A 14,159-nucleotide genomic window follows, 5' to 3' on the forward strand; every position below is an offset into this window, starting at 1 on the left:
ACATAGGCGGTTGCACGGGCGGCAGACCGAACCTTTGTCACGCAAAGTTCATGTGATCGGTGGCGTTCTGAAACGCAAAAGCCGGTAACGGCGCGAGCCGTTACCGACGGGGTACAGCGACAGGCGTCGGCGCGGCTTAGGCCGGGCGACCCTGGGTGTTGCACACGCTGAGGTTGTTCACGCCCAGTGCGCCGGACTGGTTGGCGAACTGCAGGCGAACGGCGTTTTTCCAGGCTGGGCTCAACGGGATCAGCTTCTGCGCGATGATGGCCGCATCGTTGTTGGTGGTGGCGCCGTAATGACGGTTCAGGAAGGCGACGACGGCGGTGCCGTCTGCGGCGTCCTTGTAGCACTGACCGAAGATCAGGTTGGTGTAGGCAACGATGGAGTAGCCGGTGGCCGGGTTGGCCAGCACCGGGGCCCAGTTCTGCGGAATCGCGCGTGCGGCGGCGGTGGCCGGTGGCGCGGCGTTGGCCAGTGCAGTCTGCACGTTGCCGACGGTTGGCAGCAGGTTGTTGACGCGGGCGACCTTGGCGTTGTTGGTGGCATCCACGTCTTCAGGGCCTACATAGCCGATGGCGTCTTCGGTGCCGTACACCGAGGTCACGATATCGCCGCTCAGGGCAACACCCTGGAACGTGGCGGGCTCTGCACCGACCTGAGCGGTGGTGAAGGTGCTGCTGACGCCGAACTGGGTCGGGCACTGGCTGTTCAGGTGACGGGTGAAGATCTCGGAGGTGCCGCTGCTGCCGCTGCGGTAGAACACCTTGATGGCCTTGTTCGGGTAGCTGGCGTCGATCTGGTTCCAGTTGCTGATCGAACCCGAGAAGATCCCGCACAGCTGGGCGCTGGTCAGGTTCAGGTCGTTGACGGCAGTGCCGTTGGCCAGCTTGAGGTTGTACGGGATGGTGACCGAGGTGGCTGCCGACGGAACCTGGATCAGCGGGCCCCACTTGTTGGCGACGTCGTTGCCGGCGCTGTTGTGGTCCAGGTTGTAGGTGTTGATTTCCGCATCGGAAAGGATCGAGTCGCTGCCTGCGAAATCGACGGTCACACCGGCGGGCTTGTTGATATCGGCGGCACGGTTGAACAGGAAAGCCGACTTGCCTTTACCGCTGCCAACACCGGTGTAGGTGTCGAAACCGGCGCCCAGTACGCCTGGGGTGGTGTACAGGCCTTGTGGCAGGGTGGCACCGCCACCGACAACCGCTGCCATCGATTGAGCCGAAGCCAGTGCGGCAACAGCCAGCGAGGCTGCGATCATAGTGCGCTTAAACATGAAGAAGCTCCTTTCGTCGTGTTCGTACGTTGAGGTGAGTCGCGCTTGCATGTCACGGTGGCGTGGCGCAGCGCCTTGATCCAGAGGGCTTGCTGGCCGATCCACGAGGCTTAGGTTGGCAGTGCGCGGTGACAGTCAGAGGAAAAAACATCGGGAGCTTGGCGGGTAATTTCTCGGGTGTTTTCAAGGCCACAGTGCGGTCCTTCGCCGGCAAGGCCGGCTCCTACAGGGGTTGGTGTGATCCTGTAGGAGCCGGCCTTGCCGGCGAAGGCGTCAGCCGCAACACCGCAGCAACCTCCCGGATTCACCACCCGGCCGACTCGGGTGTTCACCCCGCGCAAGAAACAATTCACTGCACCAGCTGGTTGATCTCGATGATCGGCAGCAGCACCGCCATCACGATCAGCAGCACCACCGCACCCATCACCACGATCATCAGCGGCTCCAGCAATGCGGTCATGCCCATCGCTCGGCGCTCGATGTCCTTGGCCAGGCTCTGCGCCGCGCGGTCGAGCATCGGCGGCAGGTTGCCGGTCTTCTCGCCGCTGGCGATCAGGTGGATCAGCAAGGGCGGGAACACCTTCTCCACCGCCAGCGCCGACGCCAGCCCCACGCCTTCGCGCACCCGCGCCGTGGCCTCGCTCACGCACTGGTCGAGGCGGTCGTTGGCCAGGGTCTGGCGCGCCGCCTCCAGGGCCCGCAGCAACGGCACCCCGGCACTGCCCAGAATCGCCAGGGTCGAGGCGAAGCGTGCGGTGTTCAGGCCCAGCACGAAGCGCCCCAGCAACGGCAGGCGCAGCACCCGGCTGTGCCAGGCCAGGCGTGCCGACGCGCCGCGCAGGTACACACGCCAGCCCCATGCCCCGGCCACCAGCACGATGAAACACAGCCAGCCCCAGGCCCGGATGAAGTCGCTGGCGTTAAGCATCGCCAGGGTCAGCCCCGGCAGGTCCTGGCGCGCCTGGGTGAAGGCGCTGACCACCTGCGGCACCACGTAGCTGAGCAGAAAGATCACGATGCCGATCGACACCAGCCCGACCACGCCGGGGTAGATGAACGCGGTGAGGATCTTGCCGCGCAGGGTGTTGCGGTCTTCGATGTAGTCGGCCAGGCGCTCCATCACCTGGGCCAGGTCGCCGGACTCCTCCCCCGCCGCGATCAGTGCGCGGTAGATCTCGGGAAAGTCCCGCGGGCGCGCCGCCAGCGCGTCGGCCAGGCGCATGCCGCTGCGCACGTCGCCGCGCACCGCGCCCAGCACCTGGGCGATGTGCTTGCGTTCGGCCTGCTCCAGGGTCGCGCTCAGAGCGCCCTCCAGCGGCAGCCCGGCGGCCAGCAGGCTGGCCAGCTGGCGCGTGGTCCAGGCCAGGTCCGCATCCGACAGCTTGCTGGCGAACAACCCGCCGCCGGCACTGACGGCAGGCTCCGGCTCGACCTGCAAGGCGCTCAGGCCCAGCCCGCGCAATTGCCCGATCACCGCCGTCGGGCTGTCGGCCTCCAGCTGGCCACGGCTGATGCGCCCCTGGGCATCGGCGGCTTCATAACGGTATCGGCTCATCAGGCGTCCCGGGTCACACGCAGGATTTCTTCCACGGCGGTACTGCCGCTGTCGACCCAGCGCTGGCCGTCCTCGCGCATGCTCAGCATGCCGGCCTGGCGCGCTGCGGCGCGCAGGGCCTGTTCGTCGGCGCCCTGGTGGATCAGGCCGCGAATCGGGTCATCGATGCAGAACAGCTCGTGGATCCCGGTACGCCCGCTGTAGCCGGTGTGGTTGCAGCTGGCACAGCCGTGGGGGCGAAACTGGCCGGGGGCGTTCGGGTCGGGCTGACGGCAGTGCGGGCACAGCCGCCGTACCAGGCGCTGGGCCAGCACGCCGAGCAGCGCCGAGGCCAGCAGAAAGGGTTCCACGCCCATGTCGAGCAGGCGGTTGACCGCCGACACCGCGTCGTTGGTGTGCAGCGTGGCCAGCACCAGGTGCCCGGTGAGCGAGGCCTGCACCGCGATCTGCGCAGTCTCCAGGTCGCGGATCTCGCCGATCATGATGATGTCCGGGTCCTGGCGCAGGATCGCGCGCAGGGCCACCGCAAAGGTCATGTCGATGCGTGCATTCACCTGGATCTGGCTGATGCCCGGCAGGTCGTACTCCACCGGGTCCTCGACGGTGAGGATGTTGCTGACGCTGGCATCGAGCCGCGCCAGCGCCGCGTACAGGCTGGTGGTCTTGCCGCTGCCGGTGGGCCCGGTGACCAGCACGATGCCGTGGGGCTGGCGAATCAACACGTCCAGGCGGGCCAGCAGCGCCGGGGCCATGCCCAGGGTTTCCAGTTGCAGACGCCCGGCCTGCTTGTCCAGCAGGCGCATCACCACCCGCTCGCCATGCCCGGTGGGCACGGTGGACACACGGATATCGATGGGCCGGCCAGCCACGCGCAGGGCGATGCGCCCGTCCTGGGGCAGGCGTTTTTCGGCGATGTCCAGCTGCGCCATGATCTTGATCCGCGACACCAGCGCCGCGTGCAGCGCCTTGCGCGGCGAGACCACGTCGCGCAGGGTGCCGTCGACCCGGTAGCGCACCACCGAGTGGGTCTCGAAGGGTTCGATGTGGATGTCGCTGGCCTCGTCGCCGGCAGCCTGGGTCAGCAGCGCGTTGATCATGCGGATCACCGGCGCGCCGTCCTGGGTGTCGAGCAGGTCGGTGATCTCGGGCATGTCCTGCATCAGGCGGTCGAGGTCGACGTCGTTCTCGGCCGCGCCGACCGCCGCTGCGGCGCCGCCGTTGTCGCTGTAGGCGCTGGTCAGCAGGCGGTCGAGCTCGTCTTCGCTGACCTGCTCGGCGGCCTGCTCGCCGAACTGGCGGCGCACCTCGCCCAACGCCCAGGCCGGGGTCGAGGGGCACAGGCGCAGGGGCGCGGCGTGCTCGCCGGCCAGCAGCACCACGCGCTGGGCCTTGGCCCAGGCGTACGGCAGGCGGCTCACCGGGCAACCCCGATTTCATCCAGCGGCACGGCACGGATCGCCGCACGCGGGGTGTCGATGGCCGCGCCCGCGCGCGGTACGCCCTGCTCGGCGCTGGGCAGCAGCGGCATCTGCGCGTCCGGCAGCGCCCAGGAATGGGCCGGCTTGAGCCCGCCCTGGGCACGGCGGATGAAATCGTAGCGGTTGAGGGTGATGCTGCGCCCCACCTCGGCATCGCGAATGATGTAGGGGCGCAGGAACACCATCAGGTTGGTCTTGCTGGTGGCGCGGCGCTCGTTGCGAAACAGCACGCCCACCCCCGGCAGGCTGGAAAGAAACGGAATGCCGTCGTTGGCCTGGGTGTAGCCGTCCTGCAGCAGGCCGCCGAGCACCATGATCTGGCCGTCGTCGAGCAGGATGCTGGTGTCGATGGCGCGCTTGTTGGTGACCGTGCCGGCGGCACTGGAGGCGCGTTCGTCGACGCTGCTGACCTCCTGGTAGATGTCGAGCTTGACCGTGCCGCCTTCGGAGATCTGCGGGCGCACGTTGAGCTTGAGCCCCACCTCTTCGCGCTGGATGGTCTGGAACGGGTTGTTGCTGGTGCCGCCGCCATCGGTGACGTACTGGCCGCTGACAAAGGGGATGGTCTGGCCGACGAAGATGCTCGCCGCCTCGTTGTCCAGGGTCAGCAGGTTGGGCGTGGACAGCACGTTGCTGCCGCCCTTGCTGGTCAGGGCGCGGGCCAGCACCTTGAGGTCGAGCACCTCGCCGATGCCGGGGATGTTCACCGTGCCGTCCACCACGCCCACGCTCAGGCCGGGGGGCAGCGCGTCGATGCTGTTCCTGGCACCGCGATTGAACCCGGCACCGCCCAGGTTGGCGCCGCCGAACACGCCGTTCTTGCCCAGGTTGCCGGCCTGCCACTGGATGCCGAATTCGTTGGCGTCGTCTTCGCTGACCTCGACGATCAGGCTTTCGATCACCACCTGGGCGCGGCGCTGGTCGAGCAGGTCGATCACCTCGCGCAGGTTGCGGTACAGCGGGTCGGGTGCCGAAATCAGCAGGGTGTTGGTGGTGGCGTCGGCCTGGATGGTCACCCCGCCGGCGGAAAACGCGGTGTTCTGCTCGCTGCCCTGCGAACCGTTGCCATAGGCGTTGCCGGCCTGGCCGAGGCTGGCCCCGTAGGTGGCGGCTGGCGGGGTGGCGCTGGTGGTCTGCGCGGTGTTCGCCGCCGCGCCGCTGCCGTTCTGCTTGCCTGCCAGCAGGCCACCGCCGCTGAGCCTGGCGCGGGCGTCGTCACCGCTGCTGCTGTCGCTCTCGCCGGTGAGCAGCCCGCGCAGGGCCTGGGCCAGCTTGCCGGCCTGGGCGTTGCGCAGGTACACCACGTGCAGGTTGCTGGGGTTGTTCTGTGCGTTGTCGAGCTTGTAGATCAGGTCGCGGGCCAGTTGCGTGCGCTCGGGGCTGCCTGCGCGGATCACCACGCTGTTGGAGCGCGGGTCGCCGATCACGCTGATCTTCTGGGTGGGGTCGTTGCCCTGGGTTTCGAGCAGCTCCGAGACCATTGCCGCGATGTCGCTGGCGATGCCGTTCTGGATCGCCACCACGTCGGTGTCGATGGCGCTGGGGATGTCGATGCTGTCGAGCAGCCGGGCCACACGCTCGAGGTTCTCGGCATAGTCGGTGACCACCACCGTGTTGTTGCCGGGGTAGGCGTTGATCGGGTTGTTGGGCGACACGATGGGGCGCAGCACCGGGATCACGTTGACCGCGTTCTCGTATTGCAGGCGGAAGGTGCGGGTGAGCATGCCGGTGCCGGCATCCTTGCTGTTGATCGGCCCGCCCAGCAGCTTGGCGTCGGCCTCGGGCACCACCTGGCTGACGCCACCCACGTCGACCACGCTGATGCCCTGCATGCGCAGGGCCGCCAGCAGCATGGCGTAGGCACGTGTGGCCGGCACCTCGCCTTCGGACACCAGGGTCAGCTGGCCCTTGACCCGCGGGTCGACCAGAAACTGGCGCCCGGTGGCCCGCGACAGGGCGCGCACCACGGCCTGGATGTCGGCGTCGACGAAGTTCAGCTGCACCGGCTGGTCGCCCAGCGGGTTGCCCGGTGCGGCACTGGCGCTGCCATCGCTGTGGGGCCTGGCGCGGTGGGCAGGGGCACGCGGGGCCGGGCGCTGTGGCTCGACCCGCGCCTGCAGGCCGTGGCGTTCCAGGCTGGTCGGCCCGGGCTGCACGTTGGCCAGCGGTCGGCCCAGCTCGCTGCTGGCCAGTGGCTGCGCAGGCTGCTGGCTGCAACCGGCCAGGGCCAGTGCCAGTACCAGGGGAGCCAGGCCGGCCAGTCGGCGCGGCAGTTGGGTGCACATCATGACGATTCCTTAGCGCCTTGCGCCTGGTCCAAGCGAACGATTCCGGAGAACGACGCCGTGGCCGAGGGGTCGGCCAGCGGGTCGCGTTGCAGGCGGCTGTGCACCACCGTCAGGCCCAGTTGTGCGGGGGCCTGCAGCAGCCAGGCGGTGGCGGCCTCGGCGGGGGCCTGGACAAGATCGAGCTGCCAGCCGCCCTCCACCGCCTGAAGCTGGTAATGGCCGCTGAGCCCGGCGTGCTCCAGGCTCTGGCGCAGGGCCGGCGCCTGTTGCGCGGCGCCCGGCAGTGAGGGGGCGTGGGCAAGCAGGCCGTCGAGGGTTTGCGCCTGGCTGCGCAGCCTGGGCGTTTCGGCCTCCCAGTGGGCGATGCGCGCCAGTGCCGGCTGCACCAGCACCAGCCACCACAGCGTGGTGCCCAGCAGCAGTGCGGTCAGGGCCACGGCGCGGCGCTCGCGCGCACTCAGGCCGTGCCACCAGGGGCGCAGGCGGCGCAGGGGGTGCCGTGCCTTATTCAACATTGGCCACCTCCTCGCCCGTGGCGGTCGCCGGGCGCAGGGTCCAGCCGTGGTCGCTGCTGCTGGCCTCGATGCCCTGTGCCGCCAGCTGTGTTTGCCAGGCGTTGTCGGCCGGGGGCCGTGCGGCGCCGGGCAGTGGCTGCAGGTCGAGCACGCCGTCGTGGTAGGTCAGTTGCTCGACTGCGCCGGCCAGAAACGGCATGGCGCTGCCGGCGGCCTGCAGCAGGTGGTTGAAGGGTGCGACCGCGCCATTGTCGCCGGCGGCGAGCTGCTGGCGTACCTGTTGCAGCGGGTTGAGGATCACCTGCAACTGCGGGTAGGCAGCGCGTACCTGCTGGTGCATGTGCTGGCGCAGTTGCTGGCCGGTGTCGGCCAGCCGCGCGGCGTAGAGGTTCAGGCCCAGGGTCCAGATCATGGCGGCGCTGGCGCACAGGGCGAGTGCCCGTGGCCAGCCGTGCTGTGCGGCGCCAGGGGCGCGCAGGCCGCTGTGCAGGCTCGCCACCGGGCATGCGCCGGCCCTTGCCGGGGTCGGGTACAGGCCCCGGGGTTTGAGGCCGGCATTCGACAGCCACTGCGCCAGGCCCTGCAATGCCGCCTGCCCCAGCCATGCCACCGCCACCTTCCCGTCCGCTGCCCGGGGCCCGTGGGCGATATGCACGGCGCGCACATCGCCCAGTATCAGGCCCTGCGCCGCGCACTGCACCGCCGCCCCCAGGCGCGCCGCCGGCAACGGCGGCAGTACCAGCTCGGTGCACAGGCTGTCGTCCGGGTGCAGCCACGCCAGCACCTCGCGGCCCCGCGCCAGGCTCTTGAGCTGCGCCTGCGCCGCCTCGCCCTCGGCCTCGGTCCGGCCCTGGCGGTCCAGTTGCCGATAGCCGACCCGCGCCCCGTCCTCAAGCGCCGCCAGCCGCGGCAATGCCATGTGCAGTTGTGCCTTCATGCGCCCACCCGTGCCCAGACAACCTGTGCCAGGGGCGCCTGCCCGCGCAGCAGCAGCGCCTCCAGGCGCACCTCGCGCGAGCCGCTGCGGGCCACGCCGTGCAGGCGGAACCAGTCGCTGGTAATGCCCACCGGCACGCTTTCGAGCACCACGTGGGGCATCTGCAGGCGGTTGACGAAATCCCCGCGGTTGACGAACCAGCGCCCGCCGTCGCGCTCGGCGATCAGCTGGCGCGCCTTGTCTACGCTCAAGCCCGGCACCTGCGCCGCCAGCACCTCGGCGGACGCGGTGTTGCCATTGATCCAGGTGTTGGCCGGCAGCACCGTGGCCACTCGGCGCAGGCGCGCCAGCCCTTCGGCATCCAGCCCCGGCACGGCCAGCTGGTCGAGGCTGCGCAGCATCGGCCGGCGTGCCGGCACCGGGCGCGAAGCGGCACCCGGCGAGGTTGCGCGGCCACTGTCGAAGCCGTGCACTGCCTCGGCCACGGGCGCCTGCCGGCGCGGGTAGCCGTCGATCACCCGCGCCGCGATCGCCTGCGCCACCGGCGCGGCCAGGCCGATCAGTGCACACAGGCGCTCGAAGGTGGCCAGGGCCTGCGCGTCGGGTTGCTCCTCGACCACCAGGTTGCGCAGGTTGAACTTGCCCTGCTCGTCTTCCAGCCGGCCCTGAAACACCGCGCCGTGCTCGCCCACCGGCAGGCCGGCGATGGGGCGCGCCCAGCCCTGGTCGAGGCGTACCAGCGGGTCGACGCGGCGCTGCTCGGCCAGTACCTCACGGCTCCAGGCCAGGCCCGCCTGCAGCACGCCCTGCCCCTGGGCACGCTGCTGCAGGCTTTCCAGCTCACGGGTGAATACGCTCTGGCGGCTGATCATGCCCGCTGCTATCACCGCCACCACGGCGGCTATCAGCAAGGCACTGATGATCGCCATTCCGCGTTGCTGCGCGGACGGTCTCATCACGGCGCCTACAGCTGCCAGGAGCCGATATCGGCGTTCACGCCGTCGCCGTCAGGCTCGCCATCGGCGCCCAGCGAGAACACGTCGATCTCGCCGTTGGCACCGGGGTTGAGGTAGTGGTAGGGGCGGCCCCAGGGGTCGTTGGGCAGGCGCTCCAGGTAGGCGCGCCAGGTGCCGGGCTTGGCCGAGGAGGGTTTTTCCACCAGTACCTTGAGGCCCTGGGCGGCGCTGGGGTAGCTGCCGTTGTCCAGGCGGTAGAGCTTGAGCGCCTGCATCAGCCCGGCGATGTCCTGGCGGGCGGCGGTGGCACGCGCCTGGTCGGGGCGGTCGAGCACCTTGGGCACCACCATCGCTGCCAGGATCCCGAGGATGACCACCACCACCATGATCTCGATCAGGGTGAAGCCGCGTTGGCGACGGGGGGCAGAACGGCGTGGGCAGGTAAGCGACATCTCGGCATTCCTTGGCGGGATTCGGGGGCCGATTGTGGCAAGGGCATATGTCAGTGGTATTGAAAATCCTCGGGAGTTCCGGTCGCCAATCGGTCAGACAGACCCCCTAGGATGCAGCTTTGCCCACACCGAGATGCCCATGCGCAGACGCCGCCCGCAACAGGCCGGTTTTACCCTGATCGAAGTGCTGGTGGCGCTGGCCATCGTGGCCGTGGCGATGGCCGCTGCAGTGCGCGCGGCCGGGCTGATGACCCAGGGCAATGGCCTGCTGCGCGACAAGTCGCTGGCCCTGCTCTCGGCCCAGGCGCGCCTTGCCGAACTGCGCCTGGAAGGCCAGGCAACCCCGGGCCTGCGCCGCTTGGAGTGCGACCAGGGGCGCCTGCGCCTGCGCTGCGAGCAGCAGGTCGACAGCCGCCCCGGTGGGCTGCTGCAGGTGCGCCTGGAGGTGTTCGAGCGTGACCGTGAAGGCCCGCCGCTGGCGCGCCTGGAGAGCTGGCTGGGCCAGGCGCCTAGGGGCGAATGAGGCGCGGCAGCGCGGGGCCTTCGGGCAGTCGGGCGATGCCGATGCGGCTGCGTTCCCCGGCGCGCTCGATCACCAGCGCATCGGCTTCTATGGCCACCAGTTGCACCCCCTGCGCCAGTTGCTCGCCCACCCGCACGGCCTGTGGCGCGCCGCCGTTGAGCGAGACGATGGCCACCGCACCGGCACTGCCGGCCAGCAGCCCGCTGAGGCTGATGTCGACCTGCGCCGGCAGGTTGGCGAACCACTGTCCGGCGGCGGCCGGGGGTGCCGATAGGGTCTGCTCCATGGCAGCCGGCACTGGTTGGGGGGTGGGCGTCCAGAGCAACGTGCCCCAGGTCGCGAGCCCGGCCAGCGCCGCGAGCAGCGCCGCGCCCTGGACCAGTTGCGGGGCAGCCACGGGTTTGAATGCTAGTGCCATGGGGAACGGTCTCCGTGTGGTTCCTGGCCCGAGCATACGCGCCGATTCTCACGCTTTTGTTTCACACGACGATCATCTTCGCCGTGCACGCTGTCACCAGCCAAGGAGGCATCGCCCCATGCAACGCAGCCATCCACAACAGGGCTTTACCCTGATCGAACTGATGGTGGTGCTGGTGATCGTCGGCATCGCCAGCGCCGCCATCAGCCTGAACATCCGCCCCGACCCGGCCAGGGCCTTGCGCGAAGACGCCGAGCGCCTGGCGCAATTGCTGCTGGTGGCCCAGAGCGAGGTGCAGGCCGATGGCCGCGCCCTGCTCTGGCAGGCCGACCGCGACGGCTACCGTTTTGTGCGGGCCGGCGCGGCGCTGGACAGCGACCCGCTGCTGCGCCCGCGCCCCTGGCAGGCCGCGCCGGTGACGGTGCAGCGCACCCCGCAGCGGGCCGTGCGCATCGACCCGGAATGGATCGGCGAGCCGCTGACCCTGCGCCTGGTCAGCGGCCAGCAGCAGATCGAAGTGCGCCGCGATGCCGCCGGCCGCGTCGAGGTGCACCAGCCATGAGGCGCCACCCGCAAGGCGGGTTCACCCTGATCGAGGTGATGGTGGCGATCCTGTTGATGGCCATCGTCAGCCTGGTGGCCTGGCGCGGGCTGGACAGCGTCAGCCGCGCCGACCGCCACGTCAAGGACAGCACCGAACAGGCCCGCGCCCTGCTGCGGGTTTTCAACCAGCTGGAGCGCGACCTGGCCCTGCGTGCCAGCAGCGAACTGGCCGAGCCGGTGCTGGCTGGCATGGACCCGCCCAGCGAAAAACCGCTGCCTGCGGTGCGGGTGCAGGCCAGCGACGGGCGCCCGGCGCGCCTGGAGCTGATTCGCAGCAGCGCCGCCGACGACGGCCTGATGCGCGTGCGCTGGTGGTTGCAGGGTGGCACGCTGTACCGCGCCGCGGCGCCGGCACGCGATCGCTTCCCGCTACCGGCGCCTGCCGGCCGGGTGGCGGTACTGGAGGATGTGGCTGAATTCAACCTGCGGGTGTGGGAGCCGGGCAAGGGCTGGCGGCACCTGACCGGCGAGGCCCGGGACAATCCGCCGGGGCTCGAGATCGAACTGCTGCGCCAGAGCGCCCAGGGCCCGCAGCGTTACCGCCAGGTACTGGGGCCGCTCAACTGAGCAGCACCACGCCACCGGGCAGTTCGGTGCAGCGTGCGCCGTAGGCGTCGCGGATCAGCTGCGCCACCCCTGGCAGCTGCGCCAGGCTGAAGCGCGCCTGCACCTTGCGTCGCCCCAGGCTGGGGTTGAGCAGCACCAGCATGCCGGGGCGGTAGCGGTTGATTTCGTCGATCACCTGGCTCAGCGGCGCGTCATGGAACACCAGCCGCTGCTCGCGCCAGGCCATTACCTGTTCGGCATCGAACGGCTGCGCGCTGCCGGCGCTGCGGGCGTCGTAACGCAGCTGCTGGCCGGCGGGCAGCGGCAAGCTGCGGCCCTGCCAGAGAATCTGCACCTGGCCCTGCAGGCAGGTGACGCACACGGCCGAATCGGTGTGGCGCACATTGAAGCGCCCGGCCTGGGCCGACACCCAGGCCTGCCCGGCCTGCACCTGCACCGGGGCCTGGGCCAGCACCTCGACCTCGCCTTCGAGCAGGGCGATCGCTTCGCCGCTGCGGTTGATGCGGGTCTGGGTGTTGAGCTCCAGCGCGATGCCCTGGGTCAGTTCGATGCGCCGCTGCTCGCCGACGCCGGTGTGAAAGTCTGCCGCTGGCGTGCCGAGCCCGTCCACCAGGTTGCTGCGCAGCAGCACGAAGGCTGCCGAGGCCGCCAGCGCGCCGCCCAGGAACGCACGGCGCCCCAGGGTACGCAGGGGCACCACGCGCTCGGCCTGGCGCGCCGCCGGCTCCAGCTGCTGCCACAGCTGGCGGGCCTGCTCGAAGGCCTGGGCGTGCGCCGGGCTCTGTGCGCACCACTGGCGCAGGGCGCGTGCGTCGGCGACGGTGGCGCGCCCGGAGGTAAGCAGCAGCAACCAGTCCTGGGCCTGGCTGTGCAGGCTGGGTTCAGCCGAAGTCTGGGGTGTCATGGTCTGAGGGGCCTGCATCAAAATGGCGCTGTGTATTGTTCAAGACGGTTTTCCCGCACCGGGACCGAACCGCTGGAACACTTTTCTTTCCAGCCGCGTGGCGCAGTAACCCAGTGCGGCCTTGAGCTCCTTCTCGACCATGCGCGTGGAGATGCCGAAGCGCTGGGCGATTTCCAGGTGCGAGGCTTCCTCCAGGCGCGCGGCAATGAAGATGCGCCGGCGCCGTGCCGGCAGTTCGTAGAGTGCGCCGAGCAGGCACTGGATTTCCTGCTGGCCGCCGACAATGCGCGCCGGATCCTGGTCTTCGGCCACCTGCAGCAGGTCTTCGACCTCGGCGCCGGTGAGCAGCCGGGCGTCGGCCTGGCGCCGGTCGGCGGCGATGTTCAGGGCCATGCGGTAGAGGTAGGCGTTGGGCTTGTGCAGCGCGTGGGTGGCCTGCATGCGGTCGACCCGCAGGTAGGTTTCCTGGAGCACGTCGCAGGCCAGGTCGTCCGAACCCAGGCGGCGTTTGAGGCGCACCTTGAACTCGTCGTAAGAGGTCAGGAACAACGTGACCAGAGGTGTATTCATACTGCCTAGCCTCCATGCGATTAAGGGCAGTCCATGCGTGTATCGGGCAACAGCAGCAGCGTCACCGGTTGCGCCAGCGCCGAGGGCGGTGGCCGCTCCAGGCGCAGGGCGCGCAGGCTTTCGACCAGCGCGCTGTCACGCCGGTGATCGCCGGTGGAGGCCAGCAGGCGGCTCTGGGCCAGCACCCCGCGGGCGTCGATCCATACCTGCACTGCGGCCCGGTAATGGCCTGGGCGTGCCAGCGCGCTGGCACACAGCGCCTGTTCCACGGCGCGTTGCAGCGTGCGCGCATAATTGCCGGCCGCGCCGGCCCCGCCTGTGGCACGCGGGTTCGGCGCGGCTGCCGGCAGTGCCACGCGCTGCACGGTGAAGGCCTCGGCGCCGCTGTAGCGGGCCATCAGCCCGGTGCCTTCGAGCAGCCTGCGCAGGCCGTCGCGGGCGCTGAACGCGCCGTTCAGCGGCATCGAGCGCTGGCGTGCGGTCAGCTCCCGGTCCACCAGCACCGCCATGCCGCTCTGCTGGCCGAAGGCGTGCAGCGCCTCGTCCAGTGGCTGGGCCGGTATGTCGAAACGGATCGGGCCTGCGCCGTGCACCGGCATCGCCAGCACGGCCCACAGCAGCACGGCGATTCTGGCAAGGCAGTGGCGCAAACCGGTGTCTCCCCCGAAAGTCGCCATCGTGGGGCCTGTGTATGAATCTGATGTGACAGCGGTAGGCAAAAAACCTTAACGATGTGGGAATTCGCCTGGGGCTAGACTGGGGGAAACCGCTTCAGGGAGGGCATGGACATGGGCTGTCGAATCGCGGGGTTGTGGCTGGTTGCCGGTCTGCTGAGTGGCCTGTCGAGTGGCGTGGTGCAGGCGGGACAGGACGAGGGTTGCATCGACGTGCAGGTGGGCCAGGCGCGGGCGCTGGCGTACGACTGCCTGACGCGCCAGTTGCAGAACGGCAACGGGCAGCGCGCGGCGCAGGCCAACCGCAAGGCGATGGAGGTGGATGTGAGCCGGCGCGCGCCGAACCAGCTGGGGTTGTTCAACCAGTCGGCCACGGGGCAGCGCATGGGCAATGCGTTCGGGGTGTCGGTGCGGCCGCAGCGGCCGGGGCCGTGATCGGC

Annotated in this window: 16 protein-coding genes; 4 read left to right on the forward strand and 12 right to left on the reverse strand. The window is 69.8% G+C overall.

Annotated features, from left to right (window positions below):
- Positions 1 to 136: 136 nt before the first annotated feature.
- From NP552_RS24805 to gspG, 8 genes are all read right to left on the reverse strand, one after another.
- The gene (locus tag NP552_RS24805; RefSeq protein ID WP_043860338.1) at positions 137 to 1,279 is read right to left on the reverse strand and encodes a substrate-binding domain-containing protein; all 1,143 of its coding nucleotides are present in this window, start codon (positions 1,277 to 1,279) and stop codon (positions 137 to 139) included.
- Between the two features lie 349 nt (positions 1,280 to 1,628).
- Positions 1,629 to 2,834 (reverse strand): type II secretion system inner membrane protein GspF, encoded by a 1,206-nt coding sequence (gspF, locus tag NP552_RS24810; protein WP_274097257.1) that lies wholly within the window; start codon positions 2,832 to 2,834, stop codon positions 1,629 to 1,631.
- On the reverse strand, positions 2,834 to 4,252 hold the full coding sequence (gene gspE, locus NP552_RS24815; RefSeq protein WP_043860340.1) for a type II secretion system ATPase GspE: 1,419 nt from the start codon (positions 4,250 to 4,252) through the stop codon (positions 2,834 to 2,836). Before gspE ends, gspF begins: the two co-directional genes overlap by 1 nt.
- Positions 4,249 to 6,600, reverse strand: a complete 2,352-nt coding sequence (gspD, locus tag NP552_RS24820) for a type II secretion system secretin GspD (protein WP_100633793.1) — start codon at positions 6,598 to 6,600, stop codon at positions 4,249 to 4,251. The genes gspE and gspD overlap by 4 nt, the downstream gene beginning before the upstream one ends.
- On the reverse strand, positions 6,597 to 7,115 hold the full coding sequence (gene gspM, locus NP552_RS24825) for a type II secretion system protein GspM (RefSeq protein WP_100634023.1): 519 nt from the start codon (positions 7,113 to 7,115) through the stop codon (positions 6,597 to 6,599). Before gspM ends, gspD begins: the two co-directional genes overlap by 4 nt.
- Positions 7,105 to 8,052 carry a type II secretion system protein GspL gene (gspL, locus tag NP552_RS24830; protein WP_100633791.1) on the reverse strand — a complete coding sequence of 316 codons (948 nt, stop codon included), beginning with the start codon at positions 8,050 to 8,052 and terminating at the stop codon, positions 7,105 to 7,107. Before gspL ends, gspM begins: the two co-directional genes overlap by 11 nt.
- Entirely contained in the window at positions 8,049 to 9,008 is a 960-nt protein-coding gene (gspK, locus tag NP552_RS24835) for a type II secretion system minor pseudopilin GspK (protein WP_240619902.1), read from the reverse strand. Before gspK ends, gspL begins: the two co-directional genes overlap by 4 nt.
- An 8-nt stretch (positions 9,009 to 9,016) precedes the next feature.
- Entirely contained in the window at positions 9,017 to 9,460 is a 444-nt protein-coding gene (gspG, locus tag NP552_RS24840) for a type II secretion system major pseudopilin GspG (RefSeq protein ID WP_274097258.1), read from the reverse strand.
- Between the two features lie 139 nt (positions 9,461 to 9,599).
- On the opposite strand from gspG, the gene gspI reads away from it, so the two are divergent.
- Positions 9,600 to 9,983 (forward strand): type II secretion system minor pseudopilin GspI, encoded by a 384-nt coding sequence (gene gspI, locus NP552_RS24845; RefSeq protein WP_043860346.1) that lies wholly within the window; start codon positions 9,600 to 9,602, stop codon positions 9,981 to 9,983.
- Here the strand turns inward: gspI and NP552_RS24850 are convergent.
- Complete coding sequence (locus NP552_RS24850) at positions 9,970 to 10,401, reverse strand: type II secretion system protein N (protein ID WP_043860347.1); 432 nt, start codon at positions 10,399 to 10,401, stop codon at positions 9,970 to 9,972. The genes gspI and NP552_RS24850 overlap by 14 nt on opposite strands.
- A 118-nt stretch (positions 10,402 to 10,519) precedes the next feature.
- Between NP552_RS24850 and gspH the strand changes: the two genes are divergently transcribed.
- Together gspH and NP552_RS24860 are read left to right on the forward strand one after the other, a co-directional pair.
- Complete coding sequence (gene gspH, locus NP552_RS24855) at positions 10,520 to 10,963, forward strand: type II secretion system minor pseudopilin GspH (RefSeq protein ID WP_054916092.1); 444 nt, start codon at positions 10,520 to 10,522, stop codon at positions 10,961 to 10,963.
- A complete protein-coding gene (locus tag NP552_RS24860) occupies positions 10,960 to 11,571 on the forward strand; it encodes a prepilin-type N-terminal cleavage/methylation domain-containing protein (protein ID WP_054916093.1) in 612 nt (203 codons plus the stop codon). The genes gspH and NP552_RS24860 overlap by 4 nt, the downstream gene beginning before the upstream one ends.
- On the opposite strand, the gene NP552_RS24865 is transcribed toward NP552_RS24860, so the two are convergent.
- Genes NP552_RS24865 through NP552_RS24875 form a run of 3 tightly spaced genes read right to left on the reverse strand, consistent with a single transcriptional unit; the run spans position 11,564 to position 13,644 of the window.
- Positions 11,564 to 12,475, reverse strand: a complete 912-nt coding sequence (locus NP552_RS24865; protein WP_274097259.1) for a FecR family protein — start codon at positions 12,473 to 12,475, stop codon at positions 11,564 to 11,566. The genes NP552_RS24860 and NP552_RS24865 overlap by 8 nt on opposite strands.
- A 39-nt stretch (positions 12,476 to 12,514) precedes the next feature.
- Positions 12,515 to 13,045 carry a sigma-70 family RNA polymerase sigma factor gene (locus NP552_RS24870; RefSeq protein WP_043860351.1) on the reverse strand — a complete coding sequence of 177 codons (531 nt, stop codon included), beginning with the start codon at positions 13,043 to 13,045 and terminating at the stop codon, positions 12,515 to 12,517.
- Between the two features lie 20 nt (positions 13,046 to 13,065).
- The gene (locus NP552_RS24875) at positions 13,066 to 13,644 is read right to left on the reverse strand and encodes an STN domain-containing protein (RefSeq protein ID WP_043860353.1); all 579 of its coding nucleotides are present in this window, start codon (positions 13,642 to 13,644) and stop codon (positions 13,066 to 13,068) included.
- Between the two features lie 189 nt (positions 13,645 to 13,833).
- Here NP552_RS24875 and NP552_RS24880 point away from each other — a divergent pair, with 189 nt between their 5' ends.
- Positions 13,834 to 14,154 carry a hypothetical protein gene (locus tag NP552_RS24880; RefSeq protein WP_054916095.1) on the forward strand — a complete coding sequence of 107 codons (321 nt, stop codon included), beginning with the start codon at positions 13,834 to 13,836 and terminating at the stop codon, positions 14,152 to 14,154.
- Positions 14,155 to 14,159 lie beyond the last annotated feature (5 nt).

The sequence above is a fragment of the Pseudomonas sp. 8209 genome (assembly GCF_028682105.1).
GTDB lineage: Bacteria > Pseudomonadota > Gammaproteobacteria > Pseudomonadales > Pseudomonadaceae > Aquipseudomonas > Aquipseudomonas palmensis.

Coding starts and splice junctions, on each gene's coding strand:
- NP552_RS24805 (WP_043860338.1), bottom strand. CDS start 1,279: ATGTTTAAGCGCACTATGATCGCAGCCTCGCTGGCTGTTGCCGCACTG.
- gspF (WP_274097257.1), bottom strand. CDS start 2,834: ATGAGCCGATACCGTTATGAAGCCGCCGATGCCCAGGGGCGCATCAGC.
- gspD (WP_100633793.1), bottom strand. CDS start 6,600: ATGATGTGCACCCAACTGCCGCGCCGACTGGCCGGCCTGGCTCCCCTG.
- gspM (WP_100634023.1), bottom strand. CDS start 7,115: ATGTTGAATAAGGCACGGCACCCCCTGCGCCGCCTGCGCCCCTGGTGG.
- gspL (WP_100633791.1), bottom strand. CDS start 8,052: ATGAAGGCACAACTGCACATGGCATTGCCGCGGCTGGCGGCGCTTGAG.
- gspK (WP_240619902.1), bottom strand. CDS start 9,008: ATGAGACCGTCCGCGCAGCAACGCGGAATGGCGATCATCAGTGCCTTG.
- gspG (WP_274097258.1), bottom strand. CDS start 9,460: ATGTCGCTTACCTGCCCACGCCGTTCTGCCCCCCGTCGCCAACGCGGC.
- gspI (WP_043860346.1), top strand. CDS start 9,600: ATGCGCAGACGCCGCCCGCAACAGGCCGGTTTTACCCTGATCGAAGTG.
- NP552_RS24850 (WP_043860347.1), bottom strand. CDS start 10,401: ATGGCACTAGCATTCAAACCCGTGGCTGCCCCGCAACTGGTCCAGGGC.
- gspH (WP_054916092.1), top strand. CDS start 10,520: ATGCAACGCAGCCATCCACAACAGGGCTTTACCCTGATCGAACTGATG.
- NP552_RS24860 (WP_054916093.1), top strand. CDS start 10,960: ATGAGGCGCCACCCGCAAGGCGGGTTCACCCTGATCGAGGTGATGGTG.
- NP552_RS24865 (WP_274097259.1), bottom strand. CDS start 12,475: ATGACACCCCAGACTTCGGCTGAACCCAGCCTGCACAGCCAGGCCCAG.
- NP552_RS24870 (WP_043860351.1), bottom strand. CDS start 13,045: ATGAATACACCTCTGGTCACGTTGTTCCTGACCTCTTACGACGAGTTC.
- NP552_RS24875 (WP_043860353.1), bottom strand. CDS start 13,644: ATGCCGGTGCACGGCGCAGGCCCGATCCGTTTCGACATACCGGCCCAG.
- NP552_RS24880 (WP_054916095.1), top strand. CDS start 13,834: ATGGGCTGTCGAATCGCGGGGTTGTGGCTGGTTGCCGGTCTGCTGAGT.